Genomic DNA, 18,137 nt, shown 5'->3' with positions numbered 1-18,137 from the left:
CATCGAATCCCGGTTGGCGGGGCCGGCGCACCGGGTTTACGCTGCCTTGAGTAGAACGGAACAGTTCAGTTCCATCTGTTGTTCATCTGTATCAGCGGCACCGACCGAGCGCTCCTGCGCAGGTGGCACCGCACGATCACGACAAGATCCCGGCACGACCGGGCTATTCCCGAGGGAGAGCGCATGACGGGCACCGCTGCACGGCCACGGATCGCGGGCGACCGCGAGGACGCGGTGCTGGACGGTGTCCTGGAGGCTCTCGTCGAGGTGGGCTACGACAAGCTCACCTTCGACCTGGTGGCGGCCCGCGTGCGGGCCGGCAAGGCGACCCTCTACCGACGCTGGCCGACCAAGGCCGACCTGGTGGTCGCCGCGGTCAGCCAGGTCAAGGTCTGTCCCGACAACGACCTCGACCGCCTGGACACCGGCTCGCTGCGCGGCGACCTCGAGGCGCTCACCTGTGGTGACGCCGAGGCCACCGAGCTGCTCCCGTCGGTGATGGCCGCGATCGTCGCCGCGGTCCACCGCGACGACGACCTGCGGACCCAGGTCGAGGAGCAGATCATCCGGCCGCGCTACGAGCTGCTGCTGGCAGCGTTCGAGCGCGCCCAGCAGCGCGGCGAGATCGGCCCGGACGCCGACCTGGCGCTGCTCGCATCGGTCATCCCGGCGATGGCCATACGTCACAGTGTGGAGCTCGGCACGGGTCCTACCACTGAACACATGCGTCGCGTCGTCGAGCAGGTCCTGCTCCCGGCGTGCGCGGCCACCCTGCCCACTCCCGACCCGCAGCAGTCGGCCACCACGACCGGCTGACCTCATCGCGGACAGCATCTGTCCGCCAGCCGTTCCACACTCGACTCAGAACCCACACCGCACATCCCACGGACTCCCAGGGAGGGAACCCGCCATGTCGACGTCTGTCGAAACAGCGTCAGGACCGCAGGAGCAGACCGGCTCCCGCAACCTGATGCTCGCGCTGGTGGTCATCGCCAGCGCCCAGCTGATGATCGTGCTCGACGCGAGCATCGTGAACATCGCTCTGCCCAAGATCCAGACCGACCTCGGCTTCACCGACGCCAACCGTCAGTGGGTCGTGACCGCGTACGCCCTCGCCTTCGGCAGCCTGCTGCTGCTCGGCGGCCGGCTGGGAGACCTGTTCGGCCGACGCCGGATGTTCTTCTGGGGTGTCATTCTCTTCGCCATGGCCTCGCTGCTCGGCGGCATCGCCCCGAACGAGTCCTTGCTGCTCGCCTCGCGTGCCTTGCAGGGCGCCGGCGCGGCACTGGCGTCACCGGCCGCTCTGGCCCTGATCAACACCACGTTCCCCGCAGGCAAGGAGCGCAACCGCGCGATGGCGGTCTACGCCGCCATGTCGGGTGCCGGCGCGGCCGTCGGCCTGATCCTCGGTGGCGTCCTGACCGAGGTGGACTGGCGCTGGACGTTCTTCGTCAACGTGCCGATCGGCCTGTTCGTCGCAGCCATGGCCCCCCGCTACCTCGTGGAGTCGGAGGGCAACGACGCGACGGTCGACATGCCCGGTGCCGTGGTCGGTACCGCCGGGCTGTTCGGCATCGTCTACGGCCTCTCGCACGCGGCGGAGCAGGGCGCGTCGTGGGGCGACCTGCAGACCCTGGTCCCGCTCATCGGCGGCATCGCCCTGCTCGGCGTGTTCGTCCTCGTCGAGCAGCGGGCCAAGCACCCGCTGCTGCCGCTGCGCATCCTGGCTGACCGCAACCGCGCGGTAAGCCTGTTCGCGATGCTCCTCGTCGGCGCGGGCATGTTCGCGATGTTCTTCTTCCTCGGCCTGTTCGTGCAGCAGGTGCTCGGGTACTCCCCGGTCAAGGCGGGCTTCTCCTTCCTGCCGTTCAGCGTCGGCATCGCCGTCGCGGCGGGCATCGCGTCCAGCCTGGTCGGCAAGATCGACCCGCGCTGGATCGCCGGCACCGGTGGCATCCTCGCCGCGCTGGGCATGTGGGGCTACACCCACCTGACCACCGAGAGCACCTACCTCACCGGGCTGCTGCCGTGGATCGTCCTGCAGTCGATCGGGATGGCGTTCCTGTTCATCCCGCTGACCATGACGGCGACCGCGCGCATCAGCGCCAACGACTCCGGCGCCGCGGCGTCCGCGCTCAACACGGCTCAGCAGATCGGTGGTGCCGTCGGCATCGCGGCCCTGTCGACCGTGTTCTCCAGCGCGGCGACCGACAAGGGCAAGGAGCTGATGACCCAGGTCACGCAGCAGGCGCAGGCCAAGGGTCTGCCCATGCCCACGACGGCTGCGGAGAAGGCCGCCGCGGCCAAGCAGTTCCAGGCGCAGTACGGCCATGAGATCCAGACCTTCGCCTCGACCCAGGGCTTCTGGGTCGCGGCCGGGATGATCCTCGTCGGCGCGATCGCGACGTTCCTGTTCCTGAACGTCAAGCACGAGGAGCTGGCGACCGACGGTCACGAGGCCGTGCACGTCGGCTGATCCGGTCCATCGGGGGAACCGGCCGAAGGGGTCGGGGTGCTGTCCGCACCCCGGCCCCTTCGGTGTACCCCGTTAGGCTCTGCCCTGCCCGCCTCCGAGTCACCGGGAGTCCGTCCATGATCCGCAGCCGCTCGGCCACCGAGGACGGCGCCGCCGACGTGCCGGTCGCTCCGGCACCGGGCGAGGCCGTGCGCGCCGAACGGGTGGCGGCGCCGTTCGCCGGTGTGGCAACGGTCCTGGTGCGTGAGGGCGATTCCGTCCTGCGGGGTCAGCCGATCGCGTCCATCGAGGCGATGAAGATGGAGGCCGCGATCGCCGCGCCGGCGGCCGGCCGGGTGCAGCAGCTCGCGTTCGCCGACCATGCGCACGTCCAGGGCGGCGACCTGATCGCTCTCATCGCGCCGGCCTGACCCGTCCTCCTGACCACCGGTGGTCAGGACGTGAGGTATGGCTCACCTCCTGACCACCACCGCGCAGCCGCGCCGCACCGGTGAGCATCACCAGGAGCTGGAGCCGCCGCCTCCGCCGCCACCGCCGCTGAACCCGCCGCCACCGGAGAAGCCGCCACCACCGAAGCCGCTCCCACCGGAGGAGCCCGGCGTGCTGACGAACGTGCCGGACGCCACCGTCCCGAACGCGTCGACGCCCTCGGCGATGCCACCGAAGCTGGGGAAGCCCGAGCCGAGCGGGACATACCACAGCGGCATGACCAGCGGCCGGCCCGCGGCCTGCGCGGCCTCGGCAACCTGGCCGAAGACGGCCGCCCAGCGGTCGGCGATGCCGAACACGACGGCGTACGGCAGGTAGCGGCTGAAGATCTGCTCGGCCTCCTCGAACCGGATCTGGTTCGCCTCGGCGGTCTCGAGATACTGGCGGAACCCGAGCGACTGCGCCGCGACGGCCGACCCGTCCGCGGTCTTGGCGGCCATGTGGCGACCCAGCCAGATCACGACGGCCCCGGCGAGCGCGAGCCCGATCGGAATGCCGATCGCGGCGCGCATGATCGCGGGGAGCACGAAGAAGCCGAGCACAGCGGCGCCGATCAGCAGGAAGCCGACGGCCTTCCACCGGCTGCGTGCCGTCTCGGGCGACCGCCGGAACCAGCCCCGGCGGATCGTCTCGAGGTACATGTACGACTTCGCCTGCTGCAGCGTCGGTGCGAAGTGGTTCTTCAGGGCGGACAGCCGGACCACGTCGCCGCTCTCGAACAGGCCGTCCAGGACGATCTGCTCGTAGTCCAGCAGAGGTTGCTCGCCCTCGGCGCGGGTCCGGGTCAGCTCCCAGTCGTTGCTCTTGAACAGGCCGCTGGACTCGACCTCCGCCATCCGCAGGTAACCGCGGACCGCCAGGTCGACCACCGTGGCGCTGACGTCGACGGTGCCCGCGTCCTCGTCGATGACCGTGCCCATCAGGCCGGGCCGTACCCCTTGCGGCGGCTGGAACTGGACGGCCGGCGCCGGACCTCTCCCGCGGACCACCCGGTCGTCCTGACCGGGAAGCGGCGTCAGCCCGGGGACGGCCGCGGCGTAGCGCTCGTCCCGGCCGCGCTTCCACACCAGCAGGCCCATGCCCGAGGCAGCGAGCACCGGCAGCAGCACGCCGGCGCCGAGCGAGACACCCTGCACCGCCCGGCGCTGGTCCGGGGTCAGGTTGTCCCCCAGCCCACCACGGTCGTTCCGGTCGTAGGAGTCGGGGTTGCCCTCACGCAGGTCCGGTGCGGTGCCGGTGAACCCGGCCTTCGGGAAGGCGGCCACGACGGTCATCTGCTCGAAGCCCTGCAGCCCGGACGCGGTGTACGTCGCCGTCCGCCCGGGCGTGGACCCGCACTGCTTGGACTCCTGCGTCAGCCCGTAGTAGCAGGCCGTCCTGCTGACCGCGCCCGGGCCGCGGACGGTCACCTTCACCGCGTCGGTCGGGATGGACGTCTGCGCACCCGTGACGTTCCAGTACAGCTCGACGTGGTCGGGCTGGTCGTTCACGACGTGGCCCAGCGTGTACGACACGTCGTACCGCTGCGTACCACTGACGGTCTCGTCCGGGTCGCCGATGCGGATCACGGTGTTGGCGCCGAGCTGCTGCAGGTCGACGTCGGCGGGCGCGCCGGACGGGCTGGACGCGGTGACCTCGCCGATCGGGTACGCGCGGTACCGGGACGGGTCGGGCTCGTAGCCCTGGGAGGTGATGATGTTGCGCTTGATGCCGTGCGACCGGTCGCCGGCGAACTGCCAGGTCAGGTGCTCGGTGACCCGGACCGAGCCGTCCGGGCGGACGTCGTAGTCCGCCTCGAAGGAGCGGATGCGCTCACCCTCGGCAGCGCTCGCCGAGCCGGCAGGACCGATGACGAGCAGGGCCAGCACCCCGAGGACGGCCGCGACCACGGCCCACGTCCGACGCATGGGCGTCACTCTCCCATGCGCGGGCGGGTCAGCCGCGGCGGCGGACCGACATGGCGCGGTCGGCCTCGCGGCGGTCCTGCCGCTCGCGCAGCGACTGGCGCTTGTCGTACTGCTTCTTGCCCTTGGCCAGGGCGATCTCGACCTTGACCCGGCCGTCCTTGAAGTACAGCGACAGCGGCACGAGCGTGTGGCCGGACTCCTGGCTCTTGCGGATCAGCTTGTCCATCTCGTGCCGGTGCATCAGCAGCTTGCGGCGACGCCGGGCGGAGTGGTTGGTCCAGGTGCCCTGGAGGTACTCGGGGATGTAGACGCCCTCGAGCCACAGCTCGCCGCGGTACTCGGTGGCGAACCCGTCGACCAGCGACGCACGGCCCATCCGCAGCGACTTCACCTCGGTGCCCATCAGGACCAGACCGGCCTCGACGGTGTCCTCGATGAGGTAGTCGTGCCGGGCCTTGCGGTTGGAGGCGACGACCTTGTTGCCCTTCTCCTTCGGCATGTCCGCGCCTCCTTCCTGCTCTGCTCGGCTCGCCCGACGGGTTCGGTACGACGGCTCCTGCGCGGCGACCCACCGTACCTGCCGGTGGGGTCACCTCTGCAACGCGATTCGTCGCGCAGTCGTGGTGGGTTGACTCAGCAGCCCTATGAGTAACTGGTCGAGGGCTGATATGCGGCGAGGAAAGTGTCGACGCCGGCGCGGATGATCCGTTCCGGGCGGGCGCCGGGAGCAGCCATGACGCTGCCTGCGGTGAGTTGGATGAGTTGGAGCGCGGCGATGTTCTCGTCGTTGATGTGCAGCAGGCCCGCTGCTGCGTGTGCTTTGAGATGGGCGGCTACGGCGCCCCGGACGCGAACTGGGCCAGCCTCTTGCCAGGCGCCAAGGATCTCGCCGTCGATGTGGGCTGAGTCGGCTTGGATCTGCCGGACGAGCGCGAAGTGGTCGGCCGTTGCCGGGTCGTGGGCGGACCACGCGAGTCCGAATGCGACCAGGTCCGTCTGGAGGTCGACGATGTGCGCCAGGAGTCGGTCGGCCAAAGCGATCTCGTGGTCTGCGACGCGGGTTGCGCTGTCGAGGATGACTGCTTTGAACAGTCCGGCTTTGTCGCCGTAGTGGTTGTAGATGGTGCGCGTCGAGACACCAGCGGCCTCGGCTATGGCGTCGATGCTGGCGCGACTGTAGCCATCGCGGGCAAAGACGCGCAGCGCCCCATCCAGTAGGTCACGTTGCTTGTCCGCTCTTGCCGTAGGCATGCTCTGCAGTGTGCCGAAGTACAACGCTCATTGCAATTAATGCAACGATCGTTGTACGTTGCCTGGCATGGACAACCTATCGACGTCAGATCAGCCCGTTCGGCTCGCCGTCGTGGTGGGCAGCACCCGACCGGGGCGCAGAGGACCTCAAGTCGCCGAGTGGCTCCGGGAAGCCGCTACGACCCACCTGGGCGAGCGGGCCACCCTCGAAGTGGTCGACCTTGCCCGGTTCGGCCTGCCGCTGTTGGACGAGCCGATGCCAGCGGCCATCGGCGACTACCGCAACTCGCACACCAAGACGTGGGCGGCCACTATCGACCAGTTCGACGGGTTCGTCTTCGTTGCTCCTGAGTACAACCACTCGATGCCGGCAGCGTTGAAGAACGCGATCGACTTCCTGTTCGCCGAGTGGAACAACAAGGCGGCTGGCTTCGTCAGCTACGGACTCAACGGCGGCACACGCGCCGTCGAACACCTGCGGCTGTCGTTGGCGGAAGTCCAGGTCGCCACGGTCCGGTCACAGGTTGCGCTTGGCTTGTTCACCGACTTCGACATCCCCGACATGACCCAACCGGGCACCTTCGCTCCTGCCGACCACCACGACGAGGTCATGCGCCGAATGCTGGACGAGCTTGCCGACTGGGCCCTGGCCCTGCGCCTGCTGCGGGAGCGAGCAGGCCGATGAGTCACATGCAAGACCAACGCGAGGCAACGAGCGCTTCAGCGCCGATAGATCGCGCGACGTGGCGAATGTGTTGGGTGGTCGTCTTCGGTGCCTTCGCCAGCGGCTTGGACGCGTCGTTGGTGAACATCGGCCTGGACACGATCAGTCGCGAGTTGCACGCAACTCTCGGGGTGACGCAGTGGGTCGCCAGTGCTTACCTTCTGGCGTTGGGACTGTCCCTCCCGTTGGCCGGTTGGCTCAGTCGCCGGTTCGGCACCGGCCGGGTCTGGCTCACCGCGCTGGCAACCTTCACCGTGGCATCTGCGTTGTGCGCTCTCGCGCCGAACATCGGCCTGCTGATCGCCGCGCGAGTTCTGCAGGGCCTCGCGGGCGGCGTACTCATACCGGCCGGGCAGACCCTGCTGGGCCAGGAAGTCGGACCCGACCGGCTCGGCCGCGTGATGGGCACGCTCGGCATTGCCGTCAGCGCCGCACCAGCCGTCGGTCCGCTTCTCGGGGGACTTCTGCTGCACGCGTTGCCATGGCCATGGCTGTTCGCGATCAACATCCCCATCGGCGCCGCCGGACTCCTCCTGGGACGCCGCTTCATCCCGCGGGGAACACCCGCGACGACCACCAGCATCGACAGATCTGGCCTGGCCCTCATCACCATCGGGATCCCGCTGGTCGTGTTCGCCGTGACGCAATGGGGCAACTCGCAATCGATCAGCTCCAGCACGGCCGCAGTCGCCGCGGCCGGAGCCCTGGCTCTGGTCGGGTTTGTCGCACACGCCGCCCGCACCACCAACCCGCTTCTGGACATGGGCCTCTACCGCAACGTCGCCTACCGCGCCGGAGCGATCGCCGCGGCCTTCGCCGGTGCGCTGGTGTTCGGCAGCGGCATCGTGCAAACCCTGTACTTCCAAATCGGCCGGGACCAGGACACCATCCACGCCGGGCTCAGCCTGTTCGGCGTGGCCAGCGCGACCGTCGTGTTCGCCCCACTCACCGGCAGATGGGTGGACCGGTACGGCCCGGCCAGGATCTCGCTCATCGGCGCCACCCTCGCGATAGCGGCCACTGCCCCTTTCGCGGTCCTGCCGGTGCACACCTCGAGCTGGATCATCCAGCCGCTGCTGATCGCCTACGGAGCCGCCGTCGCCATGATCGCCACACCGGCGAACGTCGCGGCATACAAGGCAGTCACCGCGGCACAGCTGCCCGATGCCATCACCCAGGTCAACATCATCCAACGCGTCGCCGGCTCCCTGGGCGGGGCGATCGGCGCCGTCCTGATCGCGTCCCGACTCCCGGACACCACCGACGCCTTCCGCGCCGCCTTCACCGCACTCACCATCTGCGCGGTCGGCGCACTCCTCGGAGCGACACTCATCTACCGGACAAGTCAGCAGGAAAACAACTCATGACCCACCGCAACGCGCCCTTGACCGTCGAAGGCCGTCGCCGCCTGATCGAGCGCTGCAGGACGCGCCCATCGCCCATATCGCAACCGAAATGGGAATCTCTCGGGCGTGCGCGTCGACATGGGTCAACCGGTGGCGGCACCACGGCGAGGTCGGCTTACAGGACCGATCGTCAACACCGCACCATCAGCCGACAGCGACCCGGCCAGACGTCGTGTCGCAGATCGAGCTGATGCGCCGGGAGTACAAGTGGTCGGCGTCCCGGATCGCGTTCGAACTCAATGAGACTGGCACCGCGATCACTCGACGAACCGTCACCCGGCTCTTGGTGCAGCTCGGGCTGAACCGGCGCAAATTCATCGATCCTGACGGTGACACCAACGCGCCCCGCGCGTCATCGTCGCCAGACGACCGGGACATATGGCGCACGTCGACATGAAGAAGATGGGGCGCATACCCGACGGTGGAGGCTGGCGTGCCCACGGCCGAGACTCCGACCAAGCCAGAGCCGCTGTATGCCCACACCTGGTCCAGTGAGGCCGAGCGATCAGCCGCCGTCGCGGTATGGAACATGCGCTACAACTACCACCGACCTCACGGCACAGCGGACGGGAAACCACCCGCAACGCTCGCGCCAGCCACCGCCACCAACGTCACGGCCTCATACACCTAGCCCGCTCCGGTGGGCCGGTCGCCGCACAGCACCGGCACCGGCATCCGCCTCGGGAACCGGACGAGCACCACGTCCCCGGAACGCTGGACGTCCCACCCCCGGGAGCCGGCCAGGGCGAGCAGAGCCCGTCGGTCGCACATCGAGTAGAGGAAGTCCCACTCGGGTCGGTCCACGAAGGCGGCGTAGTCCACCGGGGCGCGCGACGTCGTCGACAGGTTGTAGACGTCGTGCCGAGCGACCAGGTACGGGCCGACGTTGTTGAGCGCGGCCACGCGGGTGCCGCCCGCGAGGTGGGCGGCGACGGCGTCGACCTGGTGCACGCGGGGACCGGGGACGACGTCGGCGGAGGCGCGATGGGCGACCTGCGTCGCGCCGAGGACCACGGAGAGCGCAGCACTGGCGATCAGCAGCCACTGGACGCGCGGCGTCCACCGGCAGCGGCGCAGACCCTCGACCGCGGCGCACGCGGCCACCACCGTGGGGACGACGTCGTAGTGGAAGTCGATGTGCCAGTAGGACGGGTTGGAGGAGAGCACCCTCCAGGCCAGCGTCGGCGCGGCGATCACCGCCAGCGGCGAGCGCAGACCGACGATCATCGCGCTGGAGGCGAACAGGACCAGCGGGGCGAGGCGCTCGAACCACTGCCCGGAGTCGTCGGCCAGCACCGCCGGAGCGTGCGTGCTCCCGAGGCTGAAGTACCCCAGATAGCCGCTCGCACCGGTCGGGCTGAAGTGCGCCACCGTGGCCATGGCGACCACCATGCCGACGATCCCGAGCAGGACGAACGTCGCCGCCCGGCGCACGGAGGGCCGGCTGTGGAACAGCCACCATGCGACCCCGGCCGCGCCGACGGTCAGGCCGAGGTCCTCCTTCACCAGCAGCAGGACGGCGGCCGCCAGCAGCCCGATCCGGAAGCGCTCGGTCGCGACGGCCCAGCACAGCACGACCAGCAGCGGAGCGGCGAAGGCGACCTCGTGGACGTCGAAGAGCACGGCGGCCAGGAGTCCGCGGCTGAGCAGCAGCGCGACGACGACCGCGACCGCCTGCACCGGTCGGAGCCATCGCAGGGCCAGGGCCGCGACGCCCGCGACCGCGAGCGCCAGCAGGGCGGCCTGCGCGAGGAGCAGGGCCCTCGGGTCGCTCCACACCAGCCACACGACGCCGAAGACCGACATGATCGGGCTGAAGTGGTCGCCCAGCAGCGACAGCTCGCGGATGTGCGACACGGGCAGCCGGCCGGAGGCGTAGGAGTCGGCGCTCTGACTGAAGATGCCGAGGTCGAAGCTGGTCACCAGCCCGGCGTTCCACCGCGAGAGGGCGAGCACGGCGTACAGCGCGAAGGCCACGCACCACACGCCGGCGACGGTGAGCCACCGGGCGCGCCGCCCGTCAGACCACTCCGGACGCGCGGGAACCGGGCCGGGGCGGGACACCCCGGCTGTCACATTGCTGGCCACACTCACCTCATACGACAGCGTGCTCTCGCCCGAAGGTCAGCACAGGACGATACCGCTGCGCCGCAGGCTCGGGCTCAGCCGATCCAGCGCGCCGGATCGACGTACCGGCCGTTGGAGAGCACCGCGAAGTGCAGGTGGCAACCGGTGGCGCGTCCGGTCGCGCCGACGCGCCCGATGAGCTGGCCCTTGGCGACGTGACCGCCGCGGACCGCGAACGCGCTGAGGTGCTCGTACTGGGAGGCGACGTTCACGCTGCCGACGCGACCGTGGTCGATGACGATGTTGTTGCCGGCCACGCCGTTGTAGCCCGCCTCGACGACGTCGCCTGCTGCGGCGGCGTACACCGGGGCTCCGCAGCCGAAGCCGAAGTCGACTCCCGCGTGCAGCATCCAGACCCGCAGGATCGGGTGCAGCCGGTAGCCGAACGGCGACAGGATCTGGCTGCGCGGTCGGGGGCCCTGGAGGAAGTGGCCGTCGCTGCCCGGCCGGGCGGGCGCCGCCGCGCGCGAGCTCTTGGCCCGCGCGGCGGCCCGGGCGTCGAGGAGCTTCTGCAGCCGGCTGGACTCCCCCTTCAGCCAGCGCAGGTCGGCGAGCTCCTTGTCCTTCTTCTTCTTGAGGTTGCCGGCGGCTGCGGTCTGGGCGCGCTGCAACCCCTCGAGGGCGCGCTTGGCGTTCGCGGCCTTGTTGCGGGCCGTCGTCGCTCGCGTCACGCCCGCGGCCGCCTGCCCCTTCAGCGTGATGATGCTGCGGCGGACGGCGGCCAGCCGGTTGCCGGTCGCCCTGCCCACCGCCTGCTCGCCGGACAACCGGTGCAGGACCCCGCTCTGCCGCCGCAGCACGATGTCGGCCAGCGAGAGGTCGTCGGTGACGTCGCCCTGATCGGAGGAGAGCACCTGCAGGGTCAGCTCCAGCCCGCCCATGCCGCCCTGCATGTACGTCTGTCGCGCGAGGCCGCCGACGAGCGCCTTCGTACGGCCCTGGGCGCGGGTGTTCGCACCGAGAGCCCTGGTGTTCTTCGCCTCGTCGGCCTGGGCGACCCGGAGCTTGCCACCGATCGCGACGTTGTAGCGGTTGGCGGCTCGCAGGTCCGACTCCGCCGTGGTCAGGGCCGTGCGGGCGACGCCGACCTTGCGGTTGGTCGAGTTCAGGGTGGCCAGCGCCGTGGTCAGATCCGCCGACACCGCGTCGAGGTCGCGCTGGGAGGAGCTGATCTGGCTGTCGACCTTCTTCTTGCGGTCCCCCGGGTCGTCGGCGACCGCCGACCCGCACAGGCCGAGCAGGATCCCGACGGCGAGCACCACGGCGACCACGCGACGTACCCGCGCGGGTGTGGACCGGACCGTGGTGCTCATCGCGTGCCGCCCTAGACCCGCAGGTACCGACGGAGGGTGACGAAGGAGGTGACGACCGCCAGCACGAACGCGCCGACGAGAAGCCAGGGGGCGATCGCCCAGACGTCCGCCTCGCCGACCAGGCTGATGAGGCCACCGCCGCCCGAGCCGTTCTCCAGCAGGCCGGAGACCCCGTAGTGGACCATCGCCCACAGCAGCCCGATGGCCAGGACCGCGCCGATCATCGTGGCGATGACCGTCTCGACCACGAACGGCAGGTGGATGACGGTGGCGGACGCGCCGACCAGGCGCATGATCCCGACCTGCCTCCGGCGGCTGAACGCGACCTGCCGGATGGTGGTGGTGATCAGCAGGATCGAGCAGACGAGCATCACGACCGCCAGCGCGACCGAGCCGATCGACAGGACGTTGAGCAGGTTGAAGAAGGTGTCCAGCACCTTGCGCTGGTCGCTGACGGCCTCCACGCCGGGTGCGCCGTCGAAGGCCGAGACGATCTCCCCGAACCGGGTGGGGTCGGACAGCTTGACCCGGAACGACTCCGGCATGGCCGCGCGGTCGACGCTGCCGAGGTAGGGGCTGTTGCGGAACTGGTCCTGGAAGCGGGTGTACGCCTGGTCGGAGGACTCGTAGTAGATCCGGTCGACCAGCGGCTCCAGGCTCGCCAGGTCGCTGCGGATCTGGTCGCGCTGACCGGCCGAGACGGCACCGTCGGCGCAGGACGGCGCGTCGGTCGACTGGGCGGTGCACAGGAAGATCGAGACCTGGACCTTGTCGTACCAGTAGCCCTTGGCGGTGTCGACCTGTCGGTGCGCAAGCAGGCCGGAGCCGAGGAAGAACAGCGAGACCATCGACACCAGGACGACCGAGACGACCATCGCGACGTTGCGTCGCAGACCGTGCACGATCTCGCTGAGCATGAACTGCAGGCGCATCAGTCGACGCCTCCGGTCGTGGTGACACGGCTCGTACGGGCGCCATAGCCGCCGACGGCCTCGTCGCGGACGAGCTTGCCGTTCTCCAGCTCGATGACGCGGCGCTGCAGCCGGTCCACGATGCTGTGGTCGTGGGTCGCGACGAGGACCGTCGTGCCGGTCTTGTTGATCCGCTCCAGCAGCCGGACGATCTCGGCGCTGGTCTCCGGGTCGAGGTTGCCGGTCGGCTCGTCCGCCAGCAGGATCGCCGGCTTCTTCACGACCGCGCGGGCGATCGCGACGCGCTGCTGCTCACCGCCGGAGAGCTCGTGCGGCATCCGGTCGCCCTTGCCGTCCAGCCCGACCAGGTCGAGCGTCTCGGGGACCATCTGCTTGATGTGGTGGCGGCGCTTGCCCAGGACCTGCAGCACGAACGCGACGTTCTGGTGGACGGTCTTGTTCTCCAGCAGCCGGAAGTCCTGGAACACCACCCCGATGCCGCGCCGCAGCGCCGGGACCTTCCGCTCGGGCAGCGCCCGCAGGTCCTGCCCGGCGACCAGCACCGAGCCGGAAGTGGCGACCTTCTCGTGAATGACCAGCCGCATCAGGGTGGACTTGCCGGACCCGGACGCGCCGACGACGAACCCGAACTCACCGCGCTCGACCTGCAGGGTCACGTCATCGAGGGCTGGGGCGCCCTGCTCGTCGTAGCGCATGGTGACGGCGTCGAGACGGATCATCGGGGGACAGCAACCTCGTCCTTCGGTGCAGCACGGCTGCGGTAACGGCGTGCCTCACGGTAGGCGTCCACGACTCCCCGCGGGGGATGCCACGCCGACGCTTCCAGGGCCCGGCCGCGCTCAGGCGTACGGGTCGGTGATCTCGCGCAACGAGGTGAGGATCCGCCGCAGGCTCGCGGTGTCGCGAGCGCCCAGGTGGTCGGCCCAGCGCTGCTCGACCTCGGCCTCGAGCCGCCTGGCCACCTCGACCAGCGCACGGCCGCGTACGGCGAGCCGCACCAGCCGGGCGCGGGCGTCCGTGGGGTCGACGACACGCTCGACGTAACCCGCACGCTCCAGCTGGTTGACCAGGAAGACCGCCGTCTGCTTGGTGATGCGCGCTTGCTCGGCGAGGTCGGTGACACGCGTCCCGTCGGGGCCGACCCGCTGGAAGGCCCGGCTCTGCGCGAGCGTGATGTCGTCGTACCCGGCGCTGGCGAGCCCCTCCATCACCCGGGTCTCCATGTCCCGAGCGACCAGGAACGCGAGCAGCCCGAGGTTCGGCGAGACATCGGGGTCGGCCATCACGCCTCCTCTTGACGATGGTTCGATTCTCGAACGAGAATGGTTCGAGCATCGTACTTGATTCGAGGAGCCGAGATGCATCTTGAAGGGCCGCAGCTGTCGGCGGTGTGGCAGACGATCGACCGCGAGCGCAGCGCGGTGGCCGACCTGATCGACGACTTCTCCTCCGACGAGCTCGCCATGGCGTCGCTGTGCGCGGGGTGGACCGTGCGCGACGTCGCCGCCCACCTGACCCTGGCGCACACGCCGCCGATGACCGCCGTGCGTGACCTCGTACGGGCTCGCGGCAGCTTCGACCGGATGGTCCACGACACCGCCGTACGGCACCGCGCGCCGGCGCCCGATCTCGCCGCTTCCCTGCGGCGCATGGTCGGGTCGCGGCGTACGGCACCCATGGTGACGCCGGTGGAGCCGCTGCTGGACATCCTGGTGCACGCCCAGGACATGGTCGTTCCGCTCGGCCGGGAGCACCCGATGCCGACCCGGGCGGCCGAGATCGCCCTGCGGCGCGTGTGGTCGATGGGCTGGCCGTTCCACGCCCGTCGCCGGTTGGGGGCAGTGACGCTGCGGTCCACCGACGCGCCCTGGACCCGGGGGTCGGGCCCGGTCGTGAGCAGGAGCACCGCCGCGCTGCTGCTGCTCGCGACCGGGCGGTGCTCGGCTGCTCTCCCGCGGCTGGACGGCCCGGGCGTCCCGGTGCTGGCGGAGCGGCTGTCGGCCTAGTGGCCCGCTCGTCGGCGAGCGCCCAGAGCGGTACCCGATCGTGACCAACGTCACAGCACACTGCGGCGTCTTCGAGACATGAGAGCGACAGGGGTGGCCGCGCTGGCGGTGGCAGTGGGAGTGATGGCCGGCTGTGGTGAGGTTCGCAGCGGTGATCCCGGCGGCCCGGTGACGGCGCCGCCGACGCCGATCGAATCCTCGTCGATGATCACGACTCCCTCCGGGAGCACCCCGGAAGGACTTCGCGTTCGTCTCGAGCTGCCGCGGACGAGGGTCAGCGCCGGCGCCACGGTGAATGCTGCGATCGTCATCGACAACCCGACGGGCCGCGCGGTCGAGCTGTGGTCGGGTGCCGGGGCGGGTGGACGCTGCACGCCGAAGTACGCCGTCCAGCTCGTGCGCCGTGGCATCGACAACACCCCGGCCTTCACCGCCGAGTGCGGGTCCGGCCCGTTGCGGATAGCGCCCGGCCAGACGCGGATGCCGGTCACCGCCCTGACGACCTACACGCACTGCACGCAGGACACGACCCCCGCGGGGTCCCCACGCTGCGAAGCCGATGGGGCACCTCCCGGACTGCCGCAGGGCCGCTACACGGCTCGGGTCGTCGGCAACGTGCTGAACCAGGCGCCTGGTGTGCCCGTCGAGGTCGTGGCCGCCACCTGACGCACGTCCTCGAGGGGCCGGCCACCCGGACGAAGCGGTGGTCCGGCCCCTCGAGGGCGACGTCGCCCTCGACTCAGGTGCCGTCGACCGTCTTCGCGGCCGTCACGAACCCGCCGATCGCCGTGCCGCGACCGGCGATCCGAGTCTCGGCGCCGCTGGCGATGTCCCGCCGCACGAGCGCGCCGGTCACGTCACCGCAGCCGCTGAACGAGCCGAGGTCGACCACTCGTCCGTACGCGCCGGCCGTCGCCCACGAGTAGTCACCGAACTTCAGCGGCAGACCCACCCCGGCGATGTCGAGCACGTAGGGCTCCGGGCACGGCGAGCCGGCGCCCTTGTCGAAGATCAGCATCCCGCCGTCCACCTTGCGCACGTTGCCCCCGCCGTCGAACGACATCAGCCGGGTGGTGGCGACGGCTGCGGTGTAGCCGGTGCGGTACGCACTGACGGTTTGTGGCGCCACGTCGACCCGCTTGTAGCAGTCCATGGTGAACGAGCTGCTGTCGAAGTGGTACGACGGCTGACACCCCGCCATCCCGCTCGGCACGGGCACGGCGCGGAGCATCGCTCCGGTGGCCACGTCGAGGACGACGACGCGGCGCGAGGAGTCCTCTCCCATGATGCGGGTGCCGTCGGCGGAGGCGGACAGGGTCGAACCCGTCGTCGCGGTGTACGTCCGCAAGAGGGTTCCGGCCCGCGAGTACAGCTGGGCCGACTTCCCGTAGCGGGACACGACGATGCCGTCCTTGACGAGCCGGGCCTGGGCTCCGCTCGCGACCTTCAGGGTCGTCGGCTTCCTGCTCTCGGTGTCCCAGATGCTCAGGGCGAGACTCCCCGGAGCGCCACTGTTGTCGGCGATCACGACGGTGCGCGCGTTGGTGCTGACGTCCTCGACGCCTACGAAGTCGGGCACCGCGCCGATCGTGCTGAACCGACCGTCGGGCGCACGCAGGACGAGCTGGCCCTGGTGGTCGTCCGCCGCCGAGCCGTGGCGGATCAGCGCGGTGTAGCCGTACGCCGTCGGTGCGCCGGGCGGCGGCACGATGCTCGTCCCCGTTGCCGTTCCCGCGGCATCGGCTGCGGTGGCGGCGAAAACGCCTGCGGTGCAGACGAGTGCGGCCGCTGCGGCGGCCAGTGTCGTACGAGTTCTCGCTCTCGACATGATTCCCCCTGTGATCTGATCGCGACCCCCGTCGCGTACAGACCATGGTGGAGCGACGTGCGCGCTCGAACCAGTCGGACCTCGTCGGGTTCTGCGTCCAGACGTCTCCGCCTTGGTCGGAGGTATCAGTCCGACGCGTTGTCGCGGTCCTGGGAGCGCTTCCAGCGGATGCCGGCCTCCATGAAGTCGTCGATGTCGCCGTCGAAGACCGCGTCGGTCTTGCCGACCTCGTGCTCGGTGCGCAGGTCCTTCACCATCTGGTACGGGTGCAGCACGTAGGAGCGCATCTGGTCGCCCCAGCTGGCCTTGACGTCGCCGGCCAGCTCCTTCTTCTTGGCGTCCTCCTCCTGCTTCTTCAGCAGCAGCAGGCGGGACTGCATGACGCGCAGCGCGGCGGCGCGGTTCTGGATCTGGGACTTCTCGTTCTGCATCGAGACGACCGTGCCGGTCGGGATGTGCGTCATGCGCACGGCGGAGTCGGTCGTGTTGACCGACTGGCCACCTGGGCCGGAGGAGCGGAAGACGTCGATCTTGAGCTCGTTCTCGGGGATCTCGATCGCGTCGGTGGTCTCGATCAGGGGGACGACCTCGACCGCGGCGAACGAGGTCTGCCGGCGGCCCTGGTTGTCGAACGGGCTGATCCGGACCAGCCGGTGGGTGCCGGCCTCGACGCCGAGGTTGCCGTACGCGTACGGCACGTTGACCTCGAACGTCGCGCTCTTGAGGCCGGCCTCCTCCGCGTACGAGGTGTCCATGACCTTGGTGGGGTACCCGTGGCGCTCGGCCCAGCGCAGGTACATGCGCATGAGCATCTCGGCGAAGTCCGCGGCGTCGACACCGCCGGCGCCGGCGCGGATGGTCACGACGGCCTCGCGCTGGTCGTACTCGCCGTTGAGCAGGGTGCGGACCTCGAGCTCGCCGACCGCCTTCTGGACCGAGGTCAGCTCGCGCTCGGCCTCCTGCAGGGTCTCGGCGTCGTTCTCCTCGGTGCCCATCTCGACGAGGGTCTCCAGGTCGTCGATGCGGCTGTCCATGGTCTCGACGCGGTCCAGCTCGGCCTTCGCGCGCGACAGCGTGGAGGTGACCTGCTGGGCCTTCTCGACGTCGTCCCACAGGTCGGGTGCGGCGGACTGAGACTCCAGGTCGGTGATCTGGACACGCAGGGAGTCCAGGTCGGTGACCTCGCGCACGGAGTCCATCGTCGTGCGCAGGGCCTTGATATCAGCGGGGAAGTCGACAGCCACGAGGAGTCAGCCTACGCGGTCGGCGCGCCTGGTCCCGAACGCGGACGACGGCTACAGCTCGCAGCTGTTGACGAGGTCGCCGCCGGCCGGGCAGGTCGCCGGCGCCCGCCTGGTCGACGAGGCGGTCGTCCACGTCCGCGTCCGTCGCAGGCGGCACGAGGGTGTCGAGCGTGCCCTGCACGGTCAGTATCAGCCGCTGGATCCGGCCGCTCGAGGACACCGACGCGACGGCGTCCTCCACCGACCGCGGACGGCTCACGTAGTCGTGTCGGCGCAGCTAGGGCGTGCCGACGTCGGCGCGGGCGCGGGACTCGACGGTGATCGAGATGTCGGGGTCCATGAAGGACAGGAGACCTCCGAGCAGCGGCGGACGGACGTTGTCCCGGAGCCGGACGACGGCAGTGGAGCCGTCGACCGCACCGGTGCCCTCGATC

17 protein-coding genes and 1 pseudogene are annotated in these 18,137 nt (G+C 70.1%); 8 read left to right on the top strand and 10 right to left on the bottom strand.

Going from position 1 to position 18,137, the window contains the following annotated elements:
* Positions 1-183 precede the first annotated feature (183 nt).
* From P4R38_RS05515 to P4R38_RS05505, 3 genes are all read left to right on the top strand, one after another.
* On the top strand, positions 184-816 hold the full coding sequence (locus P4R38_RS05515) for a TetR/AcrR family transcriptional regulator (RefSeq protein WP_275240693.1): 633 nt from the start codon (positions 184-186) through the stop codon (positions 814-816).
* Positions 817-910: 94 nt separating this feature from the next.
* Positions 911-2,476, top strand: a complete 1,566-nt coding sequence (locus P4R38_RS05510) for an MFS transporter (RefSeq protein WP_277191365.1) — start codon at positions 911-913, stop codon at positions 2,474-2,476.
* 116 nt (positions 2,477-2,592) lie between these two features.
* Positions 2,593-2,886, top strand: coding sequence for a biotin/lipoyl-containing protein (locus P4R38_RS05505; RefSeq protein ID WP_277191364.1), 294 nt, complete (start codon positions 2,593-2,595; stop codon positions 2,884-2,886).
* A gap of 87 nt (positions 2,887-2,973) precedes the next feature.
* On the opposite strand, the gene P4R38_RS05500 is transcribed toward P4R38_RS05505, so the two are convergent.
* The 3 genes from P4R38_RS05500 to P4R38_RS05490 form a co-directional block, all read right to left on the bottom strand.
* On the bottom strand, positions 2,974-4,872 hold the full coding sequence (locus P4R38_RS05500; RefSeq protein ID WP_277191363.1) for a DUF2207 domain-containing protein: 1,899 nt from the start codon (positions 4,870-4,872) through the stop codon (positions 2,974-2,976).
* Positions 4,873-4,900: 28 nt separating this feature from the next.
* The gene (gene smpB, locus P4R38_RS05495; protein WP_275240689.1) at positions 4,901-5,371 is read right to left on the bottom strand and encodes an SsrA-binding protein SmpB; all 471 of its coding nucleotides are present in this window, start codon (positions 5,369-5,371) and stop codon (positions 4,901-4,903) included.
* Positions 5,372-5,514: 143 nt separating this feature from the next.
* On the bottom strand, positions 5,515-6,123 hold the full coding sequence (locus P4R38_RS05490; RefSeq protein ID WP_277191362.1) for a TetR/AcrR family transcriptional regulator: 609 nt from the start codon (positions 6,121-6,123) through the stop codon (positions 5,515-5,517).
* A 67-nt stretch (positions 6,124-6,190) separates the two neighbouring features.
* Here P4R38_RS05490 and P4R38_RS05485 point away from each other — a divergent pair, with 67 nt between their 5' ends.
* The 3 genes and pseudogenes from P4R38_RS05485 (at position 6,191) to P4R38_RS05475 (ending at position 8,884) form a co-directional block, all read left to right on the top strand.
* Positions 6,191-6,808, top strand: a complete 618-nt coding sequence (locus P4R38_RS05485) for an NADPH-dependent FMN reductase (RefSeq protein WP_277191361.1) — start codon at positions 6,191-6,193, stop codon at positions 6,806-6,808.
* Positions 6,809-6,882: 74 nt separating this feature from the next.
* Complete coding sequence (locus tag P4R38_RS05480; RefSeq protein WP_277191360.1) at positions 6,883-8,214, top strand: DHA2 family efflux MFS transporter permease subunit; 1,332 nt, start codon at positions 6,883-6,885, stop codon at positions 8,212-8,214.
* Positions 8,211-8,884, top strand: a pseudogene (locus P4R38_RS05475) (helix-turn-helix domain-containing protein). The gene P4R38_RS05480 and the pseudogene P4R38_RS05475 overlap by 4 nt, the downstream one beginning before the upstream one ends.
* On the opposite strand, the gene P4R38_RS05470 reads toward P4R38_RS05475, so the two are convergent.
* The 5 genes from P4R38_RS05470 to P4R38_RS05450 form a co-directional block, all read right to left on the bottom strand.
* Positions 8,881-10,230, bottom strand: a complete 1,350-nt coding sequence (locus P4R38_RS05470; protein ID WP_277191359.1) for a DUF2079 domain-containing protein — start codon at positions 10,228-10,230, stop codon at positions 8,881-8,883. The pseudogene P4R38_RS05475 and the gene P4R38_RS05470 sit on opposite strands and share 4 nt — an antisense overlap.
* 185 nt (positions 10,231-10,415) lie before the next feature.
* Positions 10,416-11,693, bottom strand: a complete 1,278-nt coding sequence (locus P4R38_RS05465; protein ID WP_277191358.1) for a M23 family metallopeptidase — start codon at positions 11,691-11,693, stop codon at positions 10,416-10,418.
* A gap of 11 nt (positions 11,694-11,704) precedes the next feature.
* A complete protein-coding gene (gene ftsX / locus P4R38_RS05460; RefSeq protein ID WP_277191357.1) occupies positions 11,705-12,625 on the bottom strand; it encodes a permease-like cell division protein FtsX in 921 nt (306 codons plus the stop codon).
* A complete protein-coding gene (gene ftsE / locus P4R38_RS05455; RefSeq protein ID WP_277191356.1) occupies positions 12,625-13,344 on the bottom strand; it encodes a cell division ATP-binding protein FtsE in 720 nt (239 codons plus the stop codon). Before ftsE ends, ftsX begins: the two co-directional genes overlap by 1 nt.
* Positions 13,345-13,464: 120 nt before the next feature.
* A complete protein-coding gene (locus tag P4R38_RS05450) occupies positions 13,465-13,908 on the bottom strand; it encodes a MarR family winged helix-turn-helix transcriptional regulator (protein ID WP_277191355.1) in 444 nt (147 codons plus the stop codon).
* A gap of 75 nt (positions 13,909-13,983) precedes the next feature.
* On the opposite strand from P4R38_RS05450, the gene P4R38_RS05445 reads away from it, so the two are divergent.
* Positions 13,984-14,631, top strand: coding sequence for a maleylpyruvate isomerase family mycothiol-dependent enzyme (locus P4R38_RS05445; protein WP_277191354.1), 648 nt, complete (start codon positions 13,984-13,986; stop codon positions 14,629-14,631).
* Positions 14,632-14,835: 204 nt separating this feature from the next.
* A complete protein-coding gene (locus tag P4R38_RS05440; protein ID WP_277191353.1) occupies positions 14,836-15,297 on the top strand; it encodes a hypothetical protein in 462 nt (153 codons plus the stop codon).
* Between the two features lie 73 nt (positions 15,298-15,370).
* Here the strand turns inward: P4R38_RS05440 and P4R38_RS05435 are convergent, their stop codons facing one another.
* Together P4R38_RS05435 and prfB are read right to left on the bottom strand one after the other, a co-directional pair.
* Entirely contained in the window at positions 15,371-16,459 is a 1,089-nt protein-coding gene (locus P4R38_RS05435) for a hypothetical protein (RefSeq protein ID WP_277191352.1), read from the bottom strand.
* Positions 16,460-16,584: 125 nt separating this feature from the next.
* The gene (gene prfB, locus P4R38_RS05430; protein WP_277191351.1) at positions 16,585-17,703 is read right to left on the bottom strand and encodes a peptide chain release factor 2; all 1,119 of its coding nucleotides are present in this window, start codon (positions 17,701-17,703) and stop codon (positions 16,585-16,587) included.
* Positions 17,704-18,137: the final 434 nt, after the last annotated feature.

It is taken from the genome of Luteipulveratus flavus, from assembly GCF_029439465.1.
In the GTDB taxonomy this organism is placed as follows: Bacteria; Actinomycetota; Actinomycetes; order Actinomycetales; family Dermatophilaceae; genus Luteipulveratus; species Luteipulveratus flavus.
Note: the sequence above shows the minus strand (reverse complement) of the source record. Positions and strands in the feature narration are given on the sequence as shown.